Source organism: Micromonospora sp. CPCC 205739, assembly GCF_036906795.1.
Lineage (GTDB): Bacteria > Actinomycetota > Actinomycetes > Mycobacteriales > Micromonosporaceae > Micromonospora.
In genome coordinates this window covers 24,442-51,030 of record NZ_JBAKHS010000014.1, presented here as the reverse complement: position 1 = coordinate 51,030, position 26,589 = coordinate 24,442, and the positions used below count along the sequence as shown (strand labels likewise).

Annotated in this window: 9 protein-coding genes and 1 pseudogene; 8 read left to right on the top strand and 2 right to left on the bottom strand. The window is 74.9% G+C overall.

The features are described from left to right. Positions 1-216: 216 nt before the first annotated feature. Positions 217-489, bottom strand: coding sequence for an acyl carrier protein (locus V6U88_RS20470; protein ID WP_334455249.1), 273 nt, complete (start codon positions 487-489; stop codon positions 217-219). 104 nt (positions 490-593) lie between these two features. On the opposite strand from V6U88_RS20470, the gene V6U88_RS20465 reads away from it, so the two are divergent. From V6U88_RS20465 to V6U88_RS20440, 6 genes and pseudogenes are all read left to right on the top strand, one after another. Continuing rightward, positions 594-2,132, top strand: coding sequence for an AMP-binding protein (locus V6U88_RS20465; protein WP_334455242.1), 1,539 nt, complete (start codon positions 594-596; stop codon positions 2,130-2,132). 77 nt (positions 2,133-2,209) lie between these two features. Further along, a complete protein-coding gene (locus V6U88_RS20460; RefSeq protein ID WP_334455239.1) occupies positions 2,210-19,117 on the top strand; it encodes a type I polyketide synthase in 16,908 nt (5,635 codons plus the stop codon). A gap of 32 nt (positions 19,118-19,149) precedes the next feature. After that, positions 19,150-20,490 (top strand): annotated as a pseudogene (locus V6U88_RS20455) (type I polyketide synthase); the annotation flags it as partial. Between the two features lie 20 nt (positions 20,491-20,510). Further along, a complete protein-coding gene (locus tag V6U88_RS20450; protein WP_334455236.1) occupies positions 20,511-21,101 on the top strand; it encodes a flavin reductase family protein in 591 nt (196 codons plus the stop codon). Between the two features lie 252 nt (positions 21,102-21,353). Then, on the top strand, positions 21,354-22,637 hold the full coding sequence (locus tag V6U88_RS20445) for an LLM class flavin-dependent oxidoreductase (protein WP_334455235.1): 1,284 nt from the start codon (positions 21,354-21,356) through the stop codon (positions 22,635-22,637). A gap of 93 nt (positions 22,638-22,730) precedes the next feature. Beyond that, positions 22,731-23,504, top strand: a complete 774-nt coding sequence (locus tag V6U88_RS20440; RefSeq protein ID WP_334455234.1) for a thioesterase II family protein — start codon at positions 22,731-22,733, stop codon at positions 23,502-23,504. 489 nt (positions 23,505-23,993) lie between these two features. On the opposite strand, the gene V6U88_RS20435 is transcribed toward V6U88_RS20440, so the two are convergent. Then, positions 23,994-24,776 (bottom strand): TetR/AcrR family transcriptional regulator, encoded by a 783-nt coding sequence (locus V6U88_RS20435; RefSeq protein ID WP_334455232.1) that lies wholly within the window; start codon positions 24,774-24,776, stop codon positions 23,994-23,996. A gap of 306 nt (positions 24,777-25,082) precedes the next feature. On the opposite strand from V6U88_RS20435, the gene V6U88_RS20430 reads away from it, so the two are divergent. Both V6U88_RS20430 and V6U88_RS20425 read left to right on the top strand, forming a co-directional pair. Continuing rightward, positions 25,083-26,294 (top strand): cytochrome P450, encoded by a 1,212-nt coding sequence (locus V6U88_RS20430; protein ID WP_334455231.1) that lies wholly within the window; start codon positions 25,083-25,085, stop codon positions 26,292-26,294. A 17-nt stretch (positions 26,295-26,311) separates the two neighbouring features. Then, entirely contained in the window at positions 26,312-26,542 is a 231-nt protein-coding gene (locus V6U88_RS20425; RefSeq protein WP_334455230.1) for a ferredoxin, read from the top strand. Positions 26,543-26,589 lie beyond the last annotated feature (47 nt).

Genomic DNA, 26,589 nt, shown 5'->3' with positions numbered 1-26,589 from the left:
TCCGGAGCATCCGGGACAGTGCTCCGGACGGGCGCTCTGCTGTCCGGACGTACGACGGCGCCCCGACCGGACCCGGTCGGGGCGCCACAGCGGTGCGGGAAACCGTCGCCCGCGGAGCCGGCCGGCCGGGCCCGCCGGGCCGCGCACGTCAGGGGGCGCTAGGGGTTTCCGGGGGTACGGGGCTGCACCAGCATTGCCTCACACGGGCGTCACGGGTCAGTGGCCGACCCGGGCCTCGGTCACCCGGCCCGTGACGCCCAACGCGGTGAGGCTCGCCCAGATCGTGCCGGGGGTGGCGAAGTTCTCCAGGCTCAGCAGGTCGTCGACGAACCGGACCCGGTACGTCGACTCGAGGTCGGAGATCAGCTCCACGGTGGCCATCGAGTCCAGGCCGAAGTCGCGCAGCGGGGTGTCCTCGGTGAGGGTGTCGGTCGGCGACAGGAAGGCCAGGTAACCCCGCAGGATCCCCTCGAACCGTTCGTCCAGCATGGGTCACTCCGAATCTGTCGGAACCGGTGTCGGCGGTGACCTCGATACAAGTACCTGCCCGTGCGGCCGACAACCCCTGCCGCCCCTTACTGTTGGAGCACCGGATGGTAGACGTGGACGGTCCCGCCCTGTCGGCGCGTTTCCTTCGCGGCCTGGCGGCGAACCCCACCGGCACGGCCCTGCGGGTCGGATCCCGCGCCGTGAGCTACGAGGAACTGCACGAGCTGGCACTGGCCCGAGCCGGTGCCCTGCACGCCGCCGGGGAGCAGCCGCCGCGAGCCGTCGCGGTGCTCACCGGCAAGAGCGTCGAGGCGTACGCGGGGATCCTGGCCGTGCTGTACGCCGGCGCCACGGTCGTACCGCTGCACGCCGGTTTCCCGGTGTCGCGGACCCGGCGGATGCTGGAGGTCTCCGGCGCGACGGCAGTGGTGGCCGACGAGGCCGGCCTGGCCACCCTCGGCGAGCTGGCCGGCGCCGGGCTGGAGCTGCCGGTGCTGGCGCCCGGCCTGGACGCCGACGCGGTGCCGGGCGCGGCGCGCATCCCGCTCGGCGATCGGCCCCTGGACGCGCCGCTGCCGGTCACCGCGTCGCAGGTGGCGTACGTGCTGTTCACCTCCGGCTCCACCGGCCGGCCCAAGGGCGTGCCGATCACCTACGGCATGACCGACCACTACTTCCGCCTGGTCGACCGGGACTACGACTTCGAGGCCGCGGACGTCTTCTCGCAGACCTTCGACCTGAACTTCGACTGCGCGGCGTTCGACATGTTCTGCGCCTGGGGGGCCGGGGCGACCGTGCAGCCGGTGCCCGCCCAGGCCTACCGGGACCTGCCCGGCTTCCTCGCCGAGCGCGCCGTGACGGTCTGGTTCTCCGCGCCGAGCGCGATCACCCTGATCCGCCGGCTGGGCGGCCTGCGCCCCGGCGCCATGCCCGGGCTGCGCTGGAGCCTGTTCGCCGGGGAGGCGCTGCGCGCCGCGGACGTGGCCGACTGGCACGCCGCCGCCGACCGGTCCACGGTGGCGAACATCTACGGCCCCACCGAACTGACCCTCACCATCACCGGCCACCGCTGGTCGCCGGAGACCTCCCCGGGGCTCTGCGTGAACGGGCTGGTGCCGATCGGGCACCTGCACGAGGGGCACGACGCCCTGCTGCGCACCCCCGACGGGGAGCTGTCCGACCACGAGGGTGAGCTCTGCGTCACCGGCCCGCAGATGACCTCCGGCTACCTCGACCCCGCCGACGACGAGGGACGGTTCCTCGACCACGACGGGCGCCGCTGGTACCGCACCGGCGACCGGGTACGCCGGCTGGCCGACGGGGAGCTGATCTACCTCGGCCGGTGGGACGCGCAGGTGCAGGTGAACGGCTGGCGAATCGAGCTGGCCGAGATCGAGCACGCGCTCGCCGGCTGCCCCGGCGTACGGGACGCGGTGGCGGTGACCCGGACCGTCGACGGGCTGGTGGAGATCGTCGTCTACTACACCGGCGAGCAGGTCCCGGCCGCCCAGCTCGCCAAGCAGCTCGCCGAGATCCTGCCCAAGGGGATGCTGCCCCGCCGGTACACCCACCTGGACGAGTTCCCGCTGAACTCCAATCGGAAGATCGACCGCGGCCGGCTGGCCCGAGCGGCGGCGAGCTGATCCGCCAGCCCCCGATCGGCACCGGTAGGGGCTGGTAGGGGATTCGGAAAGCACGGCCGGAACGTAATCCTGGCCGGGTGGCAGAAGAGGGTACGGAAAACCGGGGAACGCCCACGTCGGCCGCCCGCCTGGCGGGCCTGCCGGGACCGGAGCAGACGCGCGTCCTTGTCGACCTGGTCCGCGCGCACGCGCTGGCCGTCCTGCGGGAGATCGGCGCGGACGACGCGCCGGACGCCGTCGACGCCGGCCGGCCGCTGCGCGAGCAGGGCCTGGACTCGCTCGGGCTGGTCCAGCTGCAACGGCAGCTCACCGCCGCCACCGGCCTGACCCTGCCACCCACCGTCGGCTTCGACCACCCGACCGCCACCGCGCTCGCCGAGCACCTGCGTACCCTGCTGCTCGGCGAGGGGCCCGACGGTGCCGAGCCGGCCCCGGCCGGACCGTCGGCCGAGGAGGAGCCGATCGCCATCGTCGGCATCGGCTGCCGCTACCCCGGCGGGGTGGACTCCCCGGACCGGCTGTGGGCGCTGGTCGCCGAGGGCGGCACCGTGGTCACCGAGTTCCCCACCGACCGGGGTTGGGACCTCGACCGGCTCTACCACCCCGACCCCGATCACCCCGGCACCACGTACGTGCGGCACGGCGGCTTCCTCGACGACGCGGCCGGCTTCGACGCCGAGTTCTTCGGCATCAGCCCGCGCGAGGCAAGCGCCATGGAACCGCAGCAGCGGCTGGTACTGGAGACCGCCTGGGAGGCCCTGGAACGGGCCGGCATCGACCCGCAGTCGCTGCGCGGCAGCCGCTCCGGCGTCTTCATCGGCGCCGACCCGCAGGACTACGGCATGCGGCTGCACGAGGCCCCGGACGGCCTCGACGGCTACCTGATGACCGGCAACTCGCCGAGCGTCGTCTCCGGGCGGCTCGCGTACGTGCTGGGCACCGAGGGACCCACGCTGACCGTCGACACCGCCTGCTCGGGCTCGCTGGTCGCGCTGCACCTGGCCGTCCGCTCGCTGCAACGCGGCGAGTGCACCCTGGCGCTGACCGGCGCGGCATCGGTGATGGTCAACCCCGGCGCGTTCACCTCCTTCAGCCGCCAGCGCGGGCTCTCCCCGGACGGCGTCTGCCGCCCGTTCGCCGCCGCCGCCGACGGCACCGCCTGGGCCGAGGGCGTCGGGCTCCTCGTCCTCGAACGACTCTCCGACGCCCGCCGCCACGGCCACCCCGTGCTCGGCGTCATCCGGGGCACCGCGATCAACTCCGACGGCGCCAGCAACGGCCTCACCGCCCCGAACGGCCGCGCCCAGCAACGGGTCATCCGGCAGGCGCTGGCCGACGCCGGACTCACCCCCGGCGAGGTGGACGCGGTGGAGGCGCACGGCACCGCCACCACCCTCGGCGACCCGATCGAGGCGCAGGCCCTGATCGCCACGTACGGGCGGGGCCACCACGCCGACGCGCCGCTCTGGCTCGGCTCGATCAAGTCCAACCTCGGTCACGCCCAGGCCGCCGCCGGCGCCGCCGGGGTGATCAAGATGCTGATGGCGATGCGGCACGGCACCCTGCCCCGCACCCTCGGCGTCGACGCGCCCACCCCGCACGTCGACTGGTCGGCCGGCACCGTCCGCCTGCTCACCGAGGCCCGGCCCTGGCCCACCGACGGCGCCCCGCGCCGCGCCGGCATCTCCTCCTTCGGGGTCAGCGGCACCAACGCGCACGTCATCGTCGAGGAACCGCCGCCGGTCCAGCCGGCCCCCGCGGCGGACCACGGACCGCCGGTCGCCGCCGCGCTGCGCCCGGTCGTCGTCTCGGCCCGGACCGCGCCGGCGCTGCCCGCCCAGGCCGCCCGGCTGCTCGACGCCACCGACCCGGCCGGCACGCCGCCGGAGCTGGCCGACCTGGGCTGGTCGCTGGCCACCGGCCGCGCGGCCCTCACCCACCGCGCGGTCCTGCTGGCCCGCGACACCGACGAGGTACGCGCCGGACTGCGCGCCCTCGCCGCCGGTGACCCGGCCCCCGGGCTGATCCGGGGCACCGCCACCGGCGGCCGGCTGGCCCTGCTCTTCACCGGCCAGGGCAGCCAGCGCCTCGGCACCGGACGCCGGCTGCACGCCGCGTACCCGGTCTTCGCCGACGCGCTGGAGGAGGCGATCGGCCACCTGGACCTGCAACTGGAACACTCGCTCTGGGACGTGCTCTTCGCCGCCGAGGGCAGCCCCGAGGCGGCCCTGCTCGACCAGACCGGGTACGCCCAGCCGGCGCTCTTCGCCGTCGAGACCGCGCTCTACCGGCTCGTCGAGTCGTGGGGCCTGCGGCCGGACTTCGTCGCCGGCCACTCCATCGGCGAACTGGCCGCCGCCCACGCGGCCGGGGTCTTCTCGCTGCCCGACGCCGCCATGCTGGTCGCCGCCCGGGGCCGGCTCATGCAGGAGCTGGAGTCGGCCGGTGCGATGGTGGCGGTGGCCGCCGCCGAGGACGAGGTCCGCGAGCTGCTCGTCGACGGGGTGGACCTGGCCGCCGTCAACGGGCCGGCCGCCGTGGTGATCTCCGGCGTCGAGGACGAGACGCTGCGGATCGCCGCCGAACTCGCCGGCCGGGGTCGGCGCACCAAGCGGCTGCGGGTCAGCCACGCCTTCCACTCGCCGCTGATGGAGCCGATGCTCGACGAGTTCCGCCGGGTCGCCGAGCTGGTCGCGTACGAGCAGCCCCGCGTCCCGGTGGTCTCCAACGTCACCGGCGCGCTCGCCACCGCCGGCCTGTGCACCCCCGACTACTGGGTGCGGCACGTCCGGCAACCGGTCCGCTTCGCCGACGGCATCGGCTTCCTCGACGCGGCTGGCGTCGACACGTACCTCGAACTCGGGCCCGACCCGGTGCTCACCGCGATGGCGCAGGAGTGCGTCGCGCCCGACGGCGACCGCGCCTTCGTCGCCGCCCTGCGCCGCGACCACGACGAGGAGCGCGAGGTGCTCACCGCGGTGGCGGCGGCGCACGTCCGGGGCGCCCGCGTCGACTGGTCGGCCTGCTACGCCGGCAGCGGCGCGCGCCGCGTCGAGCTGCCCACGTACGCCTTCCAGCACCGGCACTACTGGCTGACCTCCCCGCCCGCCACCGGCGACGCGTCCGGGATCGGGCAGCTCGCCGCCGACCACCCGCTGCTCGGCGCGCTGCTGCACCTGGCCACCGAGGATGGCACGGTGCTCACCGGCCGGCTGTCCCGCCGCTCCCACCCGTGGCTCGCCGACCACGTCATCGGCGGGGTCAACCTGGTGCCCGGCACCGCGCTGGTCGAGCTGGCCGCGTACGCCGGCGACCAGGTCGGCTGCGCGCTGGTCGAGGAGCTGACCCTGGAGGCGCCGCTGGTGCTGCCGGACGACAGCGGGGTCGCGCTCCAGGTCGTGGTCACCCCGCCGGACGGCGACGGGCGGCGCACGGTGGAGTTCCACTCCCGCCGGGAGGACGCCCCGCCCGGCGGCGACTGGACCCGGCACGCCAGCGGCGTCCTCGCCCCGACCGGCGCCACCCCGGCCCGCGACGACGACCTGGCCCGGTGGCCGCCGCGCGACGCCGAGGCCGTCGACGTCACCGACTTCTACCCGCGCCTGGCCGCGCAGGGCTACGGCTACGGGCCGACCTTCCACGGGCTGCGCGCGATCTGGCGGCGGGACGGCGAGGTCTTCGCCGAGGTGGCGCTGCCCGAGTCCACCACCGACGGTGGCGCGTACGGGCTGCACCCGGCGCTGCTCGACGCCGCGCTGCACGCGCTGGACCTGGCCCTGCCGCAGCCCGCCACCGGGGTCACCCTGCCGTTCACCTGGTACGACCTCACCCTGCACGCGTCCGGCGCCACCGCCGTGCGAGTGCGGCTCACCGCGACCGGGCCGGACACCGTCCGGGTCGTGCTGGCCGACGCCTCCGGCGCCCCGGTCGCCACCGTCGGCTCGCTGCTGGTGCGCACCGTGGACGCCGAACAGCTCGGCGCCGGCACCGGCGGCGGGGACCTGCTGCGCATCGAGTGGACCGAGCAGCCCGCGCCCGCTCCCGCCGACTTCTCCGTGGCCGTCCTCGGCCCGGACCCGTACGGGCTGGCCCACGCGCTCGGCGTACCCGTGCTGACCGGCCCGGCGGCCGTCGAGGCCACGCCGGACCTGCTGGTCGCGACCTTCGACGCCGTGGACGGCGAGACCCTGGCCGGCGTACGGGCCGCCGCGCACCGGGCGCTGCGGCTGGCCCAGGACGTCCTCGCCGACGACCGGCTCGCCCACACCCGGCTGGTCGTGGTGACCCGGCACGCCGTACGGGCGCTGCCGGAGGACCCGATCGAGCTGACCACCGCGCCGCTGTGGGGCCTGCTGCGGGCGGCGCAGGCCGAGAACCCGGACCGGCTGCTCCTGCTCGACCTCGACGCCGCCACCCCGGCGACCGCCCTGCCCGCCGCGGCCGCCGCCGGCGAACCGGAGCTGGCGCTGCGCGAGGGTCGGCTGCTCGCCCCCCGCCTGGTGCCCGTCCGCCGCCCGCGTGGCGGCGCCCCTGACACCTGGGACGGCACCGTCCTGGTCACCGGCGGCACCAGTGGCCTCGGGGCGGTGCTCGCCCGGCACCTGGTCACCACCCACGGCGTCCGGCACCTGCTGCTGGCCAGCCGGCGCGGACCGGACGCCCCCGGCGCCACCGTGCTGCGCGACGAGCTGACCGCCCTCGGCGCCCGGGTCACCCTCGCCGGCTGCGACGTCGCCGACCGCGACGCCCTCGCCGCGCTGCTCGCCACCGTCCCCGCCGACCACCCGCTGACCGGTGTCGTGCACGCCGCCGGCATCGTCGACGACGGCACCTTCGACGGCCTCACGCCGCAGCGGGTGGACGCGGTGCTGCGCCCCAAGGCCGACGCCGCCTGGCACCTGCACGAGCTGACCCGCGACGCCGATCTGCGCGCCTTCGTGCTCTACTCCTCGGCCGCCGGCTTCCTCGACGGCTCCGGGCAGGCCAACTACGCGGCGGCCAACACCTTCCTCGACGCCCTCGCCGCGCACCGCCGCGCCGCCGGGCTGCCCGCCACCAGCCTCGGCTGGGGGCTCTGGCCCCGCGACATCGGCATGGGCGCCGGGGTGGACGACGTCGCCGCACACCGGGTGAGCCGTCTCGGCCTGCAGGAACTCACCGTGGCGCAGAACCTCGCCCTCTTCGACGCCGCGCTCGGCGTGGACGAGGCGTTCCTCGCCCCGCTCCGCTTCGACCTGGCGGACCTGCACCAGCGGGCCGCCGAGCTGCCGCCGCTGCTGCGCCGGCTGGTCCGCGCGCCCCGGCGGCCCGCCGCCCGGGCCGGCGCCGGTGCCGTCCCGGTCGAACTCTCGCTGGCCCGCCAGCTCGCCGAGCTCACCGAGGCGGAGCGGACGTCGGTCCTGCTCGACCTGGTCCGTACCCAGGTGGCCGCCGTGCTCGGGCACAGCGGCGCGGATGCGATCGCGCCCCGGCAGGCGTTCAACGAGATCGGCTTCGACTCGCTGGCCGCGGTGGAGCTGCGCAACCGGCTCAACGCGGCGACCGGGCTGCGGCTGACCGCCACCCTCGTCTTCGACTACCCGAATCCGCGGGCGCTGGCCGGGCACCTGGCCGAGAAGCTGCTCGACCTGCGTCCGGCGGCGGAGCCGGTCCGCACGGCGGTGCCCGCCGTCCCCGACGAGCCGATCGCCATCATCGGCATGAGCTGCCGCTACCCGGGCGGGGTGAGCTCGCCGGAGGAGCTGTGGCGGCTGGTCGCCGATGGCGTGGACGCGATCGGCGAGTTCCCCGCCGACCGGGGCTGGAACGTCGACGAGCTGTACGACCCGGAGCCGGGCCGGTCGGGGCGTACCTCCACGAAGGAGGGCGGCTTCCTCTACGACGCCGCTCTCTTCGACCCGGACTTCTTCGGCATCAGCCCGCGCGAGGCCGGCGCCATGGACCCGCAGCAGCGGCTGATGCTGGAGGCGTCCTGGGAGGCGTTCGAGCGGGCGGGCATCGACCCGCACTCGGTCGCCGGGTCCCGTACCGGGGTGTTCGCCGGGGTGATGTACCACGACTGGGCGACCCGGCCCGGCGAGATGCCGGAGGAGGCGCTGGGCTACCTGGGCAACGGCGGACACACCAGCGTGGTCTCCGGGCGGGTCGCGTACGTTCTCGGCCTGGAGGGGCCGGCGGTGACCGTGGACACCGCCTGCTCGTCGTCGCTGGTGGCGCTGCACTGGGCGATCCAGGCGCTGCGTACCGGGGAGTGCGAGCTGGCCCTGGCCGGCGGCGTGACCGTGATGTCCACCCCGGACACCTTCATCGACATGAACCGGCAGGGCGGTCTCTCCTCCGACGGGCGGTGCCGGTCGTTCGCCGCCTCGGCCGACGGCACCGGCTGGGGTGAGGGCGCCGGCGTCCTGCTGGTCGAGCGGCTCTCCGACGCCCGCCGCAACGGCCACCCCGTCCTGGCGGTGGTGCGTGGTTCGGCGGTGAACTCCGACGGCGCGTCCAACGGCATGACCGCGCCGAACGGCCCGTCGCAGCAGCGCGTGATCCGCGCCGCCCTGGCGGCGGCGGGCGTCAGCGCCGCCGAGGTCGACGCGGTGGAGGCGCACGGCACGGGTACGACGCTGGGCGACCCGATCGAGGCGCAGGCGCTGCTGGCCACCTACGGGCAGGAGCGCCCGGCGGACCGTCCGCTCTGGCTCGGCTCGATCAAGTCCAACCTCGGCCACACCCAGGCCGCCGCCGGGGTCGCCGGGATCATCAAGATGGTCCACGCGATGCGCAACGGCGTCCTGCCGCCCACCCTGCACGTGGACGCGCCGTCGGCGCAGGTGGACTGGTCCGCCGGGGCGGTGGAGCTGTTGACGCGGGCGCGGGAGTGGCCGGTGAACGGGCACCCGCGCCGGGCCGGGGTGTCGTCGTTCGGCATCAGCGGCACCAACGCCCACGTCATCATCGAGCAGGCCCCGGAGCAGACTCCGGTGGCCGTGCCCGCGACGCCGGCCGGAACCACCGGTGACGCCTCCGATTCCGTCGCCCTTCCGGTGGTGCCGTGGTTCCTCTCCGCCCGCTCCGAGTCGGCGGTCCGGACCCTGGCGGGCCGGCTGGCGGAGTTCGCGTGGTCGATGGACCCGGGGGAGATGGCACCCGCCGCCCGGACCCTGGCGACCGGCCGGGCGCTCTTCGACCACCGGGCCGTGGTGCTCGGCGCGAACCCGGCCGAGCTGTCGCCGGCCCTCGCCGCGCTCGCCGCCGGCGAGTCCCGGCCCGACGTGGTGTCCGGGGTGGTCCGGGGCGGTCGGCTGGCGGTGCTGTTCACGGGTCAGGGCGCGCAGCGTCTCGGCATGGGTCGTCAGCTGCATGCCGTGTTCCCGGTGTTCGCGTCGGCCTTCGACGCGGTGGTGGCGGAGTTGGATGCGCACCTCGATCGGCCGTTGCGTGAGGTGGTCTGGGGTGACGACGAGGAACTGATCCGTCAGACGGGCTATGCGCAGGCGGGGTTGTTCGCCGTCGAGGTCGCGCTGTTCCGCCTAGTCGAGTCGTGGGGGGTGCGGCCGGACTTCGTGGCCGGGCACTCGATCGGTGAGCTGGCCGCCGCCCACGTCGCCGGTGTCTTGTCGCTGTCGGATGCGGCTCGCCTGGTGGCGGCGCGTGGGCGGTTGATGCAGGCGTTGCCGGCTGGTGGGGCGATGGTCGCCATTCAGGCGTCGCAGGAGGAGGTGCGCACGGCGCTGACGGGCCCGAGTGCCTCGTTCGCGTCCTACAAAGCTGATGACGTAAACGACTCAACCGCCACCGCCATTGCCAACGGCGTTGGCCAGATCGGGGCGAACGGCCTCGGCGATGACTGCGGCACGGTCGCAGACGACGGCAACGGCCGGACGGCAGGCGCAGTGGTGGACATCGCGGCCGTCAACGGCCCCCGGTCCGTGGTCATCTCCGGCCCTGAAGTCGCCGTGCTCGCGGTCGCCGAGCACTTCACCAGGCTGGGGCGCAAGACGACCCGGCTGCGGGTGAGTCACGCGTTTCACAGCGGCTTGATGGACCCGATGCTCGACGAGTTCCGGGCCGTTGCCGCGGAGCTGACCTACGCCGAGCCGCAGCTTCCGGTGGTGTCGAACCTGACCGGTGCCCTCGCCAGCAGCGAGCTGACCGACCCGGAGTACTGGGTGCGGCACGTCCGGGAGGCCGTGCGCTTCGCTGACGGCGTCACCGCCCTGCACGGGGCGGGCGCGACGGCCTTCCTGGAACTCGGCCCGGACGCCGCGCTCACCCCGATGATCGAGGGCATCCTCACCGACGAGGTCACGATCATCCCCAGCCTGCGGCGGGGACACGACGAACAGCGCCAAGCCCTGACCGCGCTGGCGAGGCTGCACGTCACCGGCGCCACCGTCGACTGGACCGCACTCCTCCCGCAGACCGGCCGCACGGTCGACCTGCCCACCTATCCGTTCCAGCGGCAGCGTTACTGGGTGAACCCGCTGCCGCCCGCCGGCGACGTCGGCTCGGTCGGGCTCGACCCGGTCGGACACCCGCTGCTCGGCGCCGCCGTCCCGAGCGCCGACACCGATCGGGTGGTGCTCACCGGGCGGCTCGCCGTCGACCGGCAGCGCTGGCTGGCCGACCACGAGATCCTTGGCGCGGTGCTGCTGCCCGGCACCGGCTTCGTCGAACTCGCCGTCCGGGCCGGGGACCACGTCGGCTGCGGCCGGGTCGAGGAACTCACCCACCGGGCCCCGATGATCCTGCCCGGCCGGGGCGCGGTCACCGTACAGGTGGTGGTCGGCTCGCCCGACGACAGCGGAGTGCGCCAGATCGGCATCCACTCCCGACCGGAGGGCGGGCACGGGGCGTGGACCCTGCACGCCACCGGCGCGGTCGCGCCGACCGCCGCCCCGGCGACCTGGGACCTCACCCAGTGGCCGCCGCCGGGTGCCACCGCACTGCCGGTGGAAAGCTTCTACCCGGGGCTGCGCGCCCGGGGCTACGGCTACGGCCCGACGTTCCAGGGGCTGCGGGCCGCCTGGCGGCGCGGCGAGGACGTCTTCGCCGAGGTCGCGCTCCCCGAGGGCGAGGACGCCGAGCGGTACGGCCTGCACCCGGCGCTGCTGGACGCCGCCATGCACGCCGACCAGCTCGGCGAGGACGGGCCGCTGGACGGCGAGACGCTGCTGCCGTTCTCCTGGTCCGGGGTCACCCTGCACGCCGCCGGGGCGCGCGCGCTGCGCGTACACCTGGAACGGCTGCGCGGCGACGAGGAGTGCCGGATCCGGGTGGCCGACCCCGACGGGCAGCCCGTCGCCACCGTCGAATCGCTGCTGGTGCGGCCGGTCTCCGCCGGGCAGCTCGCCGCCGTCCGGGACGACCGCGCCGGCGCGCTGCTGCGCCTGGAGTGGACCCCGGCGCCGGTCCCGCCGACGACCAGCCGGGCCGTCGTGCTCGGCGACCTGCCGGGGACCGGACTGCCCGCGTACCCGGATCTGGCCGCGCTCGGCGCGGCGCTGGACGCGGGGGAGACCGGCACCCCGGACCTGGTGCTGCTCGGGCTCGGGCCGGCCGAGGGGGACCCGGCCGAGGCGGCCCGGGCCGTCACCCGCGACGCGCTGCGGACCGTGCGGTCCTGGCTGGCCGACGGCCGGCTCGACGGGGCCCGGCTGACCGTCGTCACCCGGCAGGCGGTCGCCACCGCGACCGGCGAGGACGTCGACCTGACCCAGGCGCCCGTCTGGGGGCTGCTGCGGGCGGCGGCCGGCGAACAGCCGGGCCGGTTCGGGCTGCTCGACACCGACGGCAGCGCCGAGTCCGCGCGGCTGCTCGCCGCCGTCGCCGCCGCCGAACCCGAGGCGGCGGTCCGCGCCGGCCGGGTCAGCGTGCCGCGACTGGCCCGGCTGCGCCCCGCCGACGGCGCACCCGGCTGGAACCCGGACGGCACGGTGCTGGTCACCGGCGGCACCGGCGGCCTCGGCGCGCTGATCGCCCGGCACCTGGTGACCACTCACGGGGTACGCCGGCTCGTGCTCACCAGCCGGCGCGGCCCCGACGCGCCCGGCGCGGCGACGCTCCGCGACGAGCTGCGCGGGCTCGGCGCGGTGGAGGTCACCGTCGCCGCCTGCGACGTCACCGACCGCGCCGCCGTCGCCGCCGTGCTCGCCGCCGTTCCCGCCGAGCACCCGCTCACCGCCGTGGTGCACGCCGCCGGCGTACCCGGCGCCGGCCTGGTCGCCGACCTCGACCCCGACGGGCTCGACCCGGTGCTGGCCCCGAAGATCGACGGCGCCTGGCACCTGCACGCGCTGACCCGGGACCTGCCGCTCGACGCGTTCGTGCTGCTCTCCTCCGCCGGAGGGCTGGTGCTCGCCGCCGGGCAGGGGCACTACGCCGCCGCGAACGTCTTCCTGGACGCCCTCGCCGCCCACCGGGCCGCCGCCGGTCTGCCCGCCACCGCGGTCGCCTTCGGTCTCTGGGACCTCGGCGAGGCCGCCGCCGACGACGTGGCCCTGGTGCGCCGGCTCGGCCTGCCGGCGCTCGGCGTCGACGACGGGCTCGCCCTGCTGGACGCCGCCGTGGCGACCGCCGAGCCGCTGGTCGTGCCGCTGCGCGTCGACCCGGCCGCCGTCCGGGCCCGCGGCGACGTGCCGACCCTGCTCCGCGGCCTGGTCACCGCCCCCACCCGACGCGCCGCCGCCGGTACGACCGGCAGCGGCGGCGCGGGCACCGGACTGGCCCAGCGACTCGCCGGCGTCAGCGAGCCGGAACGGCACCGCCTCCTCGTCGAACTGGTCCGTACCCGGGTGGCGGCGGTGCTCGGCCACTCCGGCACCGACGCGGTCGCCCCCGACCGGGCGTTCAAGGACCTCGGCTTCGACTCGCTCGCCGCCGTCGAACTGCGCAACGCCCTCAACGAGGCGACCGGCCTGCGGCTGCCCGCCACCCTGGTCTTCGACCACCCGACCGCCGAGGCCGCCGCGCGTTTCCTCACCGACCGGCTGCTCGGCGCCACCCCCGCCGCCGCGTCCGCCGGCGCCGCGCCCACCCCGGCCGCGCCCGACGACGACCCGATCGCCATCGTCGCGATCCACTGCCGCTACCCGGGCGAGGTGCGCTCCGCCGACGACCTGTGGCGGCTGCTGGTCGAGGAACGCGACGCGATCTCCGAGTTCCCGGTCGACCGGGGCTGGGACGTCGACGCGGTCTACGACCCGGAGCCCGGCGCGGCCGGCAGGACGTACGTCAAGACGGGCGGGTTCCTGCACGACGCGGCCGAGTTCGACCCGGAGTTCTTCGGCATCATGCCCCGCGAGGCGCTCGCCATGGACCCGCAGCAGCGGCTGCTGCTCCAGGGCGCCTGGGAGGCGTTCGAGCGGGCCGGCGTCGACCCCGCCTCCGTGCGGGGCAGCCGCACCGGCGTCTACGTCGGCGTCATGTACACGGAGTACGGCAGCCGGGTGCAGCAGCACGTGCCCGAGGAGATCGCCGCGTACCTCAGTGGCGGCAGCGGCGCCAGCATCGCCTCCGGGCGGGTGGCGTACGCGCTCGGACTGGAGGGGCCGGCGGTCACCATCGACACGGCCTGCTCCTCCTCGCTGGTCGCGCTGCACATCGCCTGCCAGGCGCTGCGCCAGGGCGAGGTGGAGATGGCGCTGGCCGGCGGCGTGACGGTGCTGCCGACCCCGGACGTCTTCGTCGACTTCAGCCGGCAGCGGGGTCTCGCCCCGGACGGCCGGTGCAAGGCGTACGCGAACGGCGCCGACGGCACCGGCTGGTCCGAGGGGATCGGGCTGCTGCTGGTGGAACGCCTCTCCGACGCCCGGCGCAAGGGCCACCCGGTGCTCGCCGTGGTGCGCGGGTCGGCGATCAACCAGGACGGCGCGTCGAACGGGCTGACCGCCCCGAACGGCCCCTCCCAGCAGCGGGTCATCGAGGCGGCCCTCGCCGCCGCCGCGCTCGCCCCGGCCGACGTGGACCTGGTCGAGGGGCACGGTACCGGCACCGCGCTCGGCGACCCGATCGAGGCGCAGGCCCTGCTGGCGACGTACGGCCGGGACCGGGACCGGCCGCTGTGGCTCGGGTCGGTCAAGTCGAACCTGGGGCACACCCAGGCCGCCGCCGGTGTGGCCGGGGTGATCAAAGCGGTGCAGGCGATGCGGCACGGGCTGATGCCGGCGACCCTGCACGTCGACGCCCCCTCCGACGAGGTCGACTGGTCCGCCGGCGCGGTGGAGCTGCTGACCCGGCCGCGGGAGTGGCCGGCGCAGGCCCGCCCGCGCCGGGCGGCGGTCTCCTCGTTCGGACTCAGCGGCACCAACGCCCACATGATCATCGAGGAGGCGCCGGCGGATCTGGCCGGTCCGGCCCGGCCGGCCGACGCGGCGGGCGGCGACGAGCCGACCGTGCCGGTGCAGCCGTGGGTGCTGTCCGGGCGTACCGACCGGGCGCTGCGGGCGCAGGCGGAGCGGCTGGTCGCCCACCTCGACGAGCGGGACGACCTGGCCGACCGGGACGTCGCGTGGTCGCTGGCCACCGGCCGGGCGGCTCTGGAGCACCGGGCCGTGGTGCTCGGCGCGGACCGCGCCGAGCTGGTCGACCGCCTGACCGCCCTGGCGGCCGGGGAGGTCGCCACGGGCGTGGTCTCCGGCGTCGCCCGCTCCGGCGGCCGGACGGCGGTGGTCTTCACCGGTCAGGGCGCGCAGCGCCTCGGCATGGGCCGTGAGCTGCACGCCGTGTTCCCGGTTTTCGCAGCGGCTTTCGACGCGGTGGTGGCCGAGCTGGACGGGCACCTGGACCGGCCGTTGCGGGAGGTGGTCTGGGGTGATGACGAGGGGCTGATCCGCCGGACGGGTTACGCGCAGGCGGGGTTGTTCGCCGTCGAGGTGGCGCTGTTCCGGCTGGTGGAGTCGTGGGGTGTGCGCGCTGACTTCGTGGCGGGGCACTCGATCGGTGAGCTGGCCGCCGCGCATGTCGCCGGGGTGTTGTCGCTGGGGGATGCGGCGCGTCTGGTGGCGGCGCGGGGTCGGTTGATGCAGGCGCTGCCTGAGGGCGGCGCGATGGTGGCGGTGCAGGCGTCGGAAGAGGAGGTGCGGGCGGCGCTGGCGGGTCCGGGTGTGGTAGTCGGATCCTTTGGAGCTGATGTCGTAAACGATTCAGCCGCCATCGCCAACGCCAACGGCACTGATTCGATCGCGGCCGACGGCAACGAGACCCGCACCGGCACCACCGGCACCACCGGCACGGGCATCGCGGCCGACGGCAACGAGACCCGCACCGGCACCACCGGCACCACCGGCACGGGCACCGGCACCACCGGCACGGGCACCGGCACCACCGGCACGGGCACCGGCACTGGCGCTGATTCGGTTTTGGCCAATGGCAACGGGACCAGCACCAGCACCAGCACCGGCATCGGCGCTGGTCAGGTCGCCGTCACCGGCACCGGGGACGGCATGGGCCAGATCGAGGCCAACGGCACGGGTAACGGAGGCGGTCTGGCGGCGGCTGGCGGGGTGGACATCGCCGCCGTCAACGGCCCCCGATCGGTGGTCATCTCCGGCCCCGAGGCCGCCGTGCTGACGGTGGCCGAGCACTTCACCGAGCTGGGCCGCAAGACCACCCGGCTGCGGGTGAGCCACGCGTTCCACAGTCACCTGATGGACCCGATGCTCGACGAGTTCCGGGCCGTTGCCGCGGAGCTGACCTACGCCGAGCCGCAGCTTCCGGTCGTGTCCAACTTGACCGGCACCCTGGCTGGCGCCGGGCTGACCGATCCCGACTACTGGGTGCGGCACGTCCGCGAGGCCGTGCGCTTCGCCGACGGCATCACCGCCCTGCACCAGGCGGGGGCGACGACCTTCCTGGAACTCGGCCCCGACGCCGCGCTCACCCCGCTGATCGAGGGCGTCGTTGCCGACACCGTCGTCGCGCCGGCCCAGCGCCGGGACCGGCCCGAGGTGACGCAGCTGCTCGACGCCCTGGCCCGGCTGCACGTCACCGGGACCCCGGTCCGCTGGACCGAGATCCTCGGCGACGGCAACCGGGTCGACCTGCCCACGTACCCGTTCGAGCGGCGGCACCTGTGGTTGCACGCGCCGAAGACCCGGGCCGGCGACGCCACCGGGCACGGCCAACGCGACGCCGACCACCCGCTGCTCAGCGCCGTCATGGTGGCGCCGCAGGGCGGCGGGGTCGTGCTCACCGGCCGGCTCGCCCTCGACACCCACGCCTGGCTGGCCGACCACAACGTGATGGGCATGGGGCTGCTCCCCGGCACCGGCTTCGTCGAGCTGGCCCTGCGGGCCGCCGAGGAGGTCGGCTGCGACGTGGTCGAGGAACTGATCATCGAGCAGCTGATGCCGTTGCCCGACCACGGCGGCGCGGCCGTCCAGGTCGTGGTGGGGGAGCCGGACGCCGGCAACCGGCGGAGCATCGCCATCTGGTCCCGCTTCGACGACGCCCCGCCGGAGGTGGGCTGGACCCGGCACGTCACCGGCTGGCTCGGCACCGAGAACGCCCCGCCGGTCACCCCGGAGGAGTTCGGCGTCGGGGTCGGCCAGTGGCCGCCGGCCGGCGCGCAGCCGGTCGACATCAGCGGCGTCTACGACTACCTCACCGCGCAGGGCTACCACTTCGGCCCGATGTTCCGCGGGCTGCGCGCCGTCTGGCTGCGCGGCCGGGACCTCTTCGTCGAGGTGGCGCTCCCCGACGAGGCCCGGCAGGACGCGGCCGCGTACCGGCTGCACCCGTCGCTGCTCGACGCCGCGCTCAGCGCCACCGACTTCCTCGGCGGACGCAAGCCGCAGGACATCGGCGCCGGCCAGCTGCCGTTCTCCTGGACCGGGGTACGCCTGCACTCGGGCGGCCGCAGCGGCCTGCGGGTACGGATCAACTGGACCAACTCCGACGCGAGCGCCGGCTCCGAGGCGGTCCGCCTCGACCTGGCCGACACCACCGGCACCCCGGTCGCCACCGTCGAGTCGCTGGTGGTCCGGCCGGTCACCGCGGACCGGCTGGTGGCCGCCGGGGCGGCGATGACCGGCACCCGCCACCTCGACTCGGTGTTCCGGGTCGACTGGCCGCAACTGCCGCTGGGCGAGGCCGCCGAGGCGGTACCCGGGCGGTGGGCGGTGCTCGGCGACGAGGTCGACCTCGGCCGCGAGGACGTGCCCGCGTACCCGGATCTGGACGCCCTGGCCGCGGCGGCCGCGACGGACGGCGTACCCGAGGTGGTGTTCCTGCCGGTGGAACCGGCGGACGGCGAGGTGCCCGACGCGGTCCGCGACGGTGTGGCCGGGGTGCTGGGGACCGTCCGGGGATGGCTCGCCGACGAGCGGTTCGCCGCCACCCGGCTGGTGGTGCTGACCTGGTTCGCGGCCGACGACGACAGCGGACACCTCGACCTGACCGTCGCCCCGGTGTGGGGTCTGCTGCGCGCCGCGCAGGCCGAGAACCCGGACCGGCTGATGCTGGTCGACCTCGACTCCGACGAGGCCAGCCTGCGGATGCTGCCGGCCGTGGTCACCCTCGGCGAACCGGAGGTCGCCGTGCGCGGCAACCAGGTGAAGGTGCCCCGGCTGGCCCCCGTCCCGGTACCCACCGAGCTGCCCCCGTCGCCCTGGCGGGCCGACGGCACAGTGCTGGTCACCGGCGGCACCACCGGGCTCGGCGCGCTGGTCGCCCGGCACCTGGTCGGCACCCACGGAGTGCGGCACCTGGCGCTGGTCAGCCGGCGCGGCCCGGACACCCCCGGCGCCGCGCAGCTGCGCGACGAGCTGGCCGCGCTCGGCGCCGAGGTGACCGTCGCCGCCTGCGACGTCACCGATCCGAAGGCCCTCGCGGCGCTGGTCGACGGGCTGGCGCAGCCGCTGACCGCCGTGGTGCACGCCGCCGCCGTGCTCGACGACGCGCTCTTCACCTCGCTCACCCCGGACCGGCTCGACGCGGTGCTGCGCCCCAAGGTGGACGCCGCCTGGGCGCTGCACGAGCTGACCGAGGAGCGGGAGCTGACCGCTTTCGTCCTCTTCTCCTCGGTGGCCGGGCTGCTCGACCCGGCCGGGCAGGGCAACTACGCGGCGGCGAACAGCTTCCTCGACGCGCTGGCCCGGCACCGCCGCTCGATGGGGCTGCCCGCCACCTCGCTGGTCTGGAACCTCTGGGGCGAGGGCGCCGGCCTGGCCGGCGGCACCGACCCCGGGGTCACCCGGCGGCTCGCCGCGATGGGCATGCCGGCGCTGGCACCGGCCGACGGGCTCGCCCTGCTCGACCAGGCGATGCGGGTGGCCGAGCCGGTGCTGGTGCCGCTGCGCCCCGACCCGACCGGGACGCAGATCCCGGCCAAGCTGCGCGACGTGGCCCGCGCCGCCGCCGGGCGCCGGCCCGCCCCGGCGGCCACCCCGGCCACGAGCCCCGAGGCGCCGGCGGCCCCGGTGGACGAGGGCAGTCTCGTCCAGCGCCTCGCCGCGCTGCCCGAGGAGGGCCGGCAGCGGATGCTGCTGGACCTGGTGCGCGGACACGTCGCCGCCGTCCGGCACGCCGAACCGGGGGAGATCGACGTCCACCGGGGTTTCACCGAGCTCGGCCTGGACTCGCTGGCCGCGATTGAGCTGCGCAACCGGCTCAGTGCCGCGACCGGGCTGCGGCTCGCCGCCACGCTGATGTTCGACCACCCGACCCCGGCCGAGGTCGCCCGGCTGCTGCGCGAGGAACTGGCCGAGGAGGTACCGGTCGGCCCGTCGCCGGACGCGCCCGCCGGGCCGGACGCCGCCGACGCCCCCGACGAGGACGACGTACGCCGCCGGCTGGCCACCATCGGACTGGACGCGCTGCGCGAGGCGGGCCTGCTCGACGCCCTGCTACGGCTCACCGCGCCGGGCGTCGAACCCCCGCCCACCGCGGCGCCCGCCGCCGCCGACCGCAGCGAGGAGATCCGGAACATGGCGGTGGACGACCTGGTCCGCGCGGCCCTCGGCGGCGCCGACCCGAACGGGGCGCACCGGTGAGCGGCGTGGACACCGACCAGATCGTCGCGGCGCTGCGGACCTCGCTGCTGGAGAACGACCGGCTGCGGCAGGAGAACGCCCGGCTGGCCCAGGCGGCCGACGAGCCGATCGCCATCGTCGGGATGGCCTGCCGGCTGCCCGGCGGGGTGGACTCCCCGGAGAGCTACTGGGAGCTGCTGGCCCAGGGCCGGGACGCCGTCACCCCGTTCCCCACCGACCGCGGCTGGGACACCGACGCCCTGTACGACCCGGAGCCCGGCCGTCCTGGCCGGACCGTCACCCGGGAGGGGGCCTTCCTGCACGACGCCGCCGACTTCGACGCCGACCTGTTCGGCATCTCCCCCCGGGAGGCCCGCGACATCGACCCGCAGCAGCGGGTGATCCTGGAGACCGCCTGGGAGGCGCTGGAGCACGCCCGGATCGACCCGCTGTCGCTGAAGGAGAGCCGCACCGGCGTCTACTGCGGCGTGATGTACCACGACTACGACGGGGCCGACGGCGGCGGCAGCATCACCAGCGGGCGGATCTCCTACACCCTCGGGCTGCAGGGGCCGTCGGTCTCGCTGGACACCGCCTGCTCGTCGTCGCTGGTCGCGCTGAACCTGGCCGGGCACGCGCTGCGCGCCGGGGAGTGCAGCCTCGCGCTGGCCGGCGGCATCACCGTGATGTCCACCCCGGAGACGTTCGTCTACTTCAGCTCCCAGCGCGGGCTCGCCCCGGACGGCCGGTGCAAGTCGTTCGCCGCCGCCGCCGACGGCACCGGCTGGGGGGAGGGCAGCGGCCTGCTCGTCCTGGAACGGCTCTCCGACGCCCGCCGCAACGGCCGGCGGATCCTGGCCGTGATCCGGGGCGCGGCGGTGAACTCCGACGGCGCGTCCAGCGGCATCACCGTGCCGAACGGGCCCGCCCAGCAGCGGGTGATCCGGCAGGCCCTGGAGAGCGCCGGGCTGCGACCCGCCGACGTGGACGCCGTTGAGGCGCACGGCACCGGCACCCGGCTCGGCGACCCGATCGAGGCCCAGGCGCTGCTGGCGACGTACGGGCGGGACCGGGCGGGGGAGCCGCTCTGGCTCGGGTCGGTCAAGTCGAACCTCGGGCACACCCAGGCCGCCGCCGGGGTCGCCGGGGTGATCAAGATGGTGCTCGCGATGCGGCACGGGCTGCTCCCCGCCACGCTGCACGTCGACGCGCCCACCCCGCAGGTCGACTGGTCGGCCGGGCGGGTGGCGCTGCTGACCGAGGCCCGGCCCTGGCCGGAGACCGGCCGGCCGCGCCGGGCCGCGGTGTCCTCCTTCGGCATCAGCGGCACCAACGCACACGTGATCCTCGAAGAGGCGCCGGCCGAGGGCGGGGACGCCGCCGCGCCGGTGCCGGGCTGACGGGCGGGAGAGCGATGACTTCGCGTACGGGAACCACGGCGGGCCGGGTCGACCCCGGTGCCTTCCGGCACGTCCTCGGGCTCTTCTGCACCGGGGTCACCATCATCACCGCCGCCGGCGACGGGGTACGCCCGGTCGGTTTCACCTGTCAGTCGTTCGTCTCGCTCTCCCTCGACCCGCCACTGGTCTCCTTCTCGGTGTCGCGCACCTCCCGCTCCTGGCCGCTGATCCGGGCCCGGGGCGCGTTCGGGGTGAACATCCTGACGGCCGAGCAGGAGGGGCTGTGCCGCACCTTCGCCAGCCGGGCCACCGACAAGTTCACCGGCGTGGACTGGACCCCCGGCCCGGTCACCGGCTCGCCCCGGCTGCCCGGCTCACTGGCCTGGGTGGAGTGCACCGTCGAGGCGGAGTACCCGGGCGGGGACCATGTCATCGCCGTCGGCCGGGTCCGCGACATGGAGGTGGTCGACGGCGACGCCGACCCGCTGCTGTTCTTCCTCGCCGGCTTCCGCCGACCCGCTCCGGCCGTCCCGCCGGCTGCCGCCGTACCCGGGTCCGTGCTCGCCGCCGGCGCTCCCGCCACCGCCGTCCCGGGCACCCCCTAGACCGCGCCGGCCGACCCCTGAACGGGCCCCGCCGGCCCCCTGATTACGCCCTTCGCCAGGCCGGATCCCGCCTTTGCGGCCCTAGGGTCGAGGCAGCCATCGACGGGCCTCGGCGCGGCGAGCACCAGCGACGCCGGTCGTACCCGTGGTCGACGGCCCGCGCCCGGTACCGGCGACCGCCCGGCCTCCGCTACCGCGGCCGGCCGCGCGCGTCATGGCCACCGGGCAGCATCTCGTCACGCGGAGGAACGCATGCGATTCGGCTTGATCTACCACCACCAACTTCCCCGCCCGTGGGCCGAGGACAGCGAGGAACGGCTGTTCCAGGAGGCGCTGGAGCAGATCGAGCTGGCCGACCGGCTCGGCCTGGACTACGCCTGGGGCACCGAGCACCACTTCTTCGAGGAGTACTCCCACTCCGCGGCGCCGGAGGTCTTCCTCGCCGCCGCCGCGGCCCGGACGAAGAACATCCGGCTGGCGCACGGCATCATCCACATGCCGCCGGCGGTGAACCACCCGGTGCGGATCGCGGAGCGGCTGGCCATGCTGGACCTGATCTCCGGCGGCCGGGCGGACTTCGGCTCCGGCCAGGGCAGCTCCCAGCTGGAGGTGGGCGCCTTCGGCATCGAGCTGGCGGACAAGCAGGAGCAGTGGCACGAGGCGCTCGAGGTGGTCATCCGGATGATGACCGAAACCCCGTTCACCGGCCACAAGGGCAAGTGGGTCGACGTGCCCGTCCGCAACATCGTGCCCAAGCCGAAGCAGAAGCCGCACCCGCCGCTCTGGCGGGCCTGCACCCGGCGGGAGAGCATCCAGGAGGCGGCCCGCGAGGGCATGGGCGCGCTCGCCTTCTCCTTCGTCAACCCGGAGGAGGCCGAGGAGTGGGTGCAGGCCTACTACCGGACGCTGGAGTCGGACGACTGCGTCCCGATCGGTCAGGCGGTCAACCCCAACGTCGCCATGGTGCTGCCCTTCATGTGCCACGAGGACGAGGAGGTCGCCCTCGACCGTGGGCTGGAGGGGGCGTACTTCTTCTCGTACGCGCTGATGCACTACTACATCACCGGTGAGCACCAGCCGGGCGTGACCGACATCTGGCAGAGCTTCCAGGACGCCCGGGAGGGCATGGGCTTCACCCGCGACGCCATCGTGCCGGACGAGAAGGACCTCCAGTCGGCCGAGTCGCAGGCCATGATGGACCAGGTCGGGCAGCTGCGCCGGGGCATCGGTACCCCGCAGCAGATCGCCGACATCATCCGCCGGTACGAGGCGGTCGGCGTCGACCAGATCATCTTCTCGGTGCAGATCGGCAAGAACAAGCACGAGCACATCATGGAGTCGCTGGAGCTGTTCGCCCGTGAGGTGATGCCGGAGTTCGTCGACCGCCGGGAGGCCCGCGAGGCCGCCAAGCGGGACCGGCTCGACGTCGCCGTCAAGGCGGCCCTCGGCCGGGTCACGCGGCAGACCAAGGACGTCTCCGACTTCGTCATCGCCCCGGAGATGTCGCTGTACGGCGACGCAGACGACGACGACTGACCCACCGCCGCACCCGAGACGACCCGACGGCCGCCGTGGTCCGCACCACCGGACCCGGCGGCTGCCGTGTCCCCGACGTCAAGGATGGACGAGATGGCCGTACCCACGGACAACGGCGCCTGGATCCGGCGCTTCCACCCCGCCCCGGACGCCCCCACCCGGCTGGTCTGCTTCCCCCACGCCGGTGGCTCCGCGTCGTACTTCTACCCGGTGTCGCAGGCGCTGAGCCCCACCCTGGACGTGCTCGCCGTGCAGTACCCGGGCCGGCAGGACCGGCGCGCGGAGCCGGCCTTCGAGGACGTACCCCGGCTGGTCGACGCCCTGGTCGACGAGGTGGCCGTCTGGGCCGACCGGCCGCTGGCGCTGTTCGGGCACAGCCTGGGCGCGACCGTGGCGTTCGAGGTGGCCCGGCGACTGCAGGCGCGCGGGACCGAGGTGTCGGCGCTCTTCGCCTCCGGCCGGCGGGCGCCGTCGCGGCACCGCCCGGCCTGGGTGCACGAGGGCGACGACGACGCGCTGATCAGCGAGATGCTGAAGCTGGAGGGCACCGACGCGCAGATGCTCACCGACCCCGAACTGGTCCGCATGATCCTGCCGGCGCTGCGCGCCGACTACAAGGCCGCCGAAACCTACCGCTACCAGCCGGGTCCGCCGCTGACCTGTCCGGTGTACGCGCTCACCGGCGACGCCGATCCGCAGGTCGACGTGCCGGACGCGGAGAGCTGGCGGGAGCACACCATCGGCCCGTTCGCGCTGCACGTCTTCTCCGGCGGGCACTTCTACCTCAACCGGCACGCCGCCCAGGTCATGGCGCTGATCCGCCGGCACGCCGCGGACGGGGTGGTGGCCGGCCACGCCCGCGCCTGACGCCCGCCGCTCCCCGGGCCTGGCTCCCTGGTTGGGGCCCCACGGTGGCGGCCGGGGCGGGCACGGGTGCGAGGGGCCCGGCGGGCGGGCCCGCCGGGGTCGCTACAAACCTGATGTCGTGGATGGCTCAGGCCGCTGCGGGCGGGACAGGCGTGTCGCGGGCGCTGTGGAGCTGATGTCGTGGGCGGTTCAGGCTGCCGCTGGCGGGACAGGCGTGTCGCGGGCCGCTGTTGAGCTGATGTCGTGGACGCTCAGGCCGCCGCCGACAGGCCAGCCTGTCGCGGGGCGCTGTCGAACTATGACGTGGACGACTCGCGGCCCTCGCCGACCGGGCAGCGGCGGTCGGCCCGGGAACCGAGGTCCCGGGGCGGGAGGGCGGGGGTCACCGCGACGGATCAGCGGGCGGGCTGAGTCGTTCACGACATCAGCTCCACAGCGACGGGAACAGGTGCGCGTCGGCCGGCGGAGGCAGGGCGACCGGGCGGCGGTTCAGTGCTCCGCGTCGCCCGCGGCGCGGGCCGCGGCGCGCTGCTCGACCAGGGCGCCGACCCCGTCGAGGATGCGCTCCAGGCCGAAGACGAACTCGTCATCCGGCCCGGCCGGGGTGTCCAGCACGCCGGCGTCGATCACCGCGGTGAACGCCGGGAAGCGGTCCGGCCCGGCGAGCTTGCGGACCAGCTGGCCGTAGGAGGACATCGCGGCCAGCTCGTCGGGGGCCTTGGCCATGAACGAGGCCTGCACGTCGGCGGAGACGGTGGCGTCGTTGCGGCAGAAACCGCTCAGCAACATGATCACCGACAGCTTCTCGCCCTCGCCCAGCGCGGTGCCGCCCAGGCACTCCAACCCCCGCTCCAGCCAGATGATCTGGTTGGGGGTGACCGGCGGGCCGAGGGTCGGGATGTGGAGCGCCCAGGTGTGCTTGCGCAGGATCGCGTGCTGCTCCCAGGTCCACCGGGCCAGCCCGGCGCGCCACCCCTCGTCCGGCGAGTCGGGCCCGGACGGCGGCGTCTGGTAGATCGCGTCCATCATCAGCTGGAGCAGCTCGTCCTTGGCCGACAGGTAGCGGTACAGCGACATGGTGGACGCGCCCAGATCCGACGCCACCCGGCTCATCGACACCGCCGACAGGCCCTCCGAGGCGGCGATGGACACCGCCGCGTCGACGATGCGCGGAAGGCTCAACGCGCGCTTGGGACCCTTGTTCGGTCGGTCCCGCAAACCCCAGGCGTCCCCGATGTATCCCGGCAGCCCCGGATCAATGCTTCCGCCCATCGACTCCACTTTCCCTCTGAGACGCCCGGCCGCGGTCATCCGCCCCTCGCCGCCGCCCCTCGCTGCGGTTCAGGGTATGCCGCCGCCCGAACGATGTCTGCACGGGATTGGGGAACCGGACGGTCGGTGCCGTGACAGTAACCGTTCCGTCCCGTCCCGTGGTGCCGGCATAGGGGGCCCAGCGCCGACCTTAGGGGGTGCGGAACCTGTCCGGCGTGCCGGCGCGCTGCTTGAATCGACCCGATCGATTTACCGCCGCCCCCTGATGAGAGAGGCGTCGCAGCGATGACCGAAACAGCCGATGCCGTGACCACCGGTACCGAGCGCCCGGATTTTCCGCTGGACCGGCGCCGGTGCCCGCTCGCCGTTCCGCAGGAATACGAGGTGATGCGGGAGGAGAATCCACTCGCCCCGGTGACCAACCGGATGACCGGAAAGCCCGTCTGGGCGCTGACCCGTTACCGGGACGTGCGCCAGGTGCTGGGTGACCCGTCGATGAGTTCGAACGCTCGCAATCCCTCCTATCCGGCGCAGTTCCACGTGCCGGAGGAGATGCTGCCGTACATCGCCTTCCCGTTCCCGGCGATGGACCCTCCGGAGCACACGGTCCGTCGGCGAATGGTGATCCCCGAATTCACCGCCGCGCGGATCAACAAGCTCCGCCCACGGATGCAGCAGATCGTCGACACGCAGATCGACCAGATGCTGGCCAAGGGTGGCCCGCTGGACCTGATGGCCGAGCTGGCGCTGCCCGTGCCGGCGCTGCTGTTCTGCGAGATGCTCGGCGTCGACCCGGTGCACATCGGCTATTTCCGCCGCTACGCGGAGACCACCACCGGCCGGGACTCCAGCCAGGAGGCGGTGGCCGGCGCGATCGCCGAGATGGACGAGTTCCTCGATGAGCTGATCACCGAGAAGACCAAGAACCCGGGCGACGACCTGCTCAGCAGGATCGCGGCCCGGCTGCCCGACGAGCCCACCCTCGAACACGAGGACCTGGTCGCCATCGCCCGGGTGCTGGTGATCGCCGGCTCCGACACCACCGCCAACGTTGTCTCCCTCGGCACGGTGCTGCTGCTGCAGCACCCGGAGCAGCTCGCCGAGCTCAAGGCGGACCCGTCGCTCTGGCCGGGCGCGGTCGAGGAGTTGCTGCGCTTCCTCAGCATCCTCGACTCGGCGACCGTGCGGGTGGCCACCCACGACGTGGAGGTCAGCGGCGGCACCATCCGCCAGGGCGAGGGGGTGCTCGCGCTCAACGGCGCGGCGAACTGGGACCCGGAGCGTTTCCCGGAACCGGAGAAGTTCGACATCCACCGCAACGCCGAAGGGCACATGGCCTTCAGTTACGGCAACCACATGTGCCCCGGCGCGAACCTGGCCCGGATGCAGCTCGAAACCGTCTTCCGTACGCTCTTCGAGCGCATTCCGGATCTGCGCCTGGCCGCCGACGTCGACAAACTGTCGTACATGTTCGACGCGCACGCCTACGGGTTGCACGAACTGCCCGTCACCTGGTGAGCGACGGATCGCCGACAATGCGCGTCGAGGTCGACCGGGATACGTGCGTCGGTTCCGGCAACTGCGTGCACTTCGCACCCGCCGTGTTCGACCAGGACGACCGCGACGGTCTCGTGGTCGTCCTGGCGGAATCGCCGGAACCGGCACTGCGCGCGGCGACCCGTACGGCCGCGCTGAACTGTCCGGTCGGCGCCATCTCGGTCGATCGGACACATTCCGGCAGCCCGCCGGTCCGGCCCGCCCCCTAGGGCGCGGTCGGGCCGGCGGAAGCCGTTCAGGGGTTGCCCCGGAATTA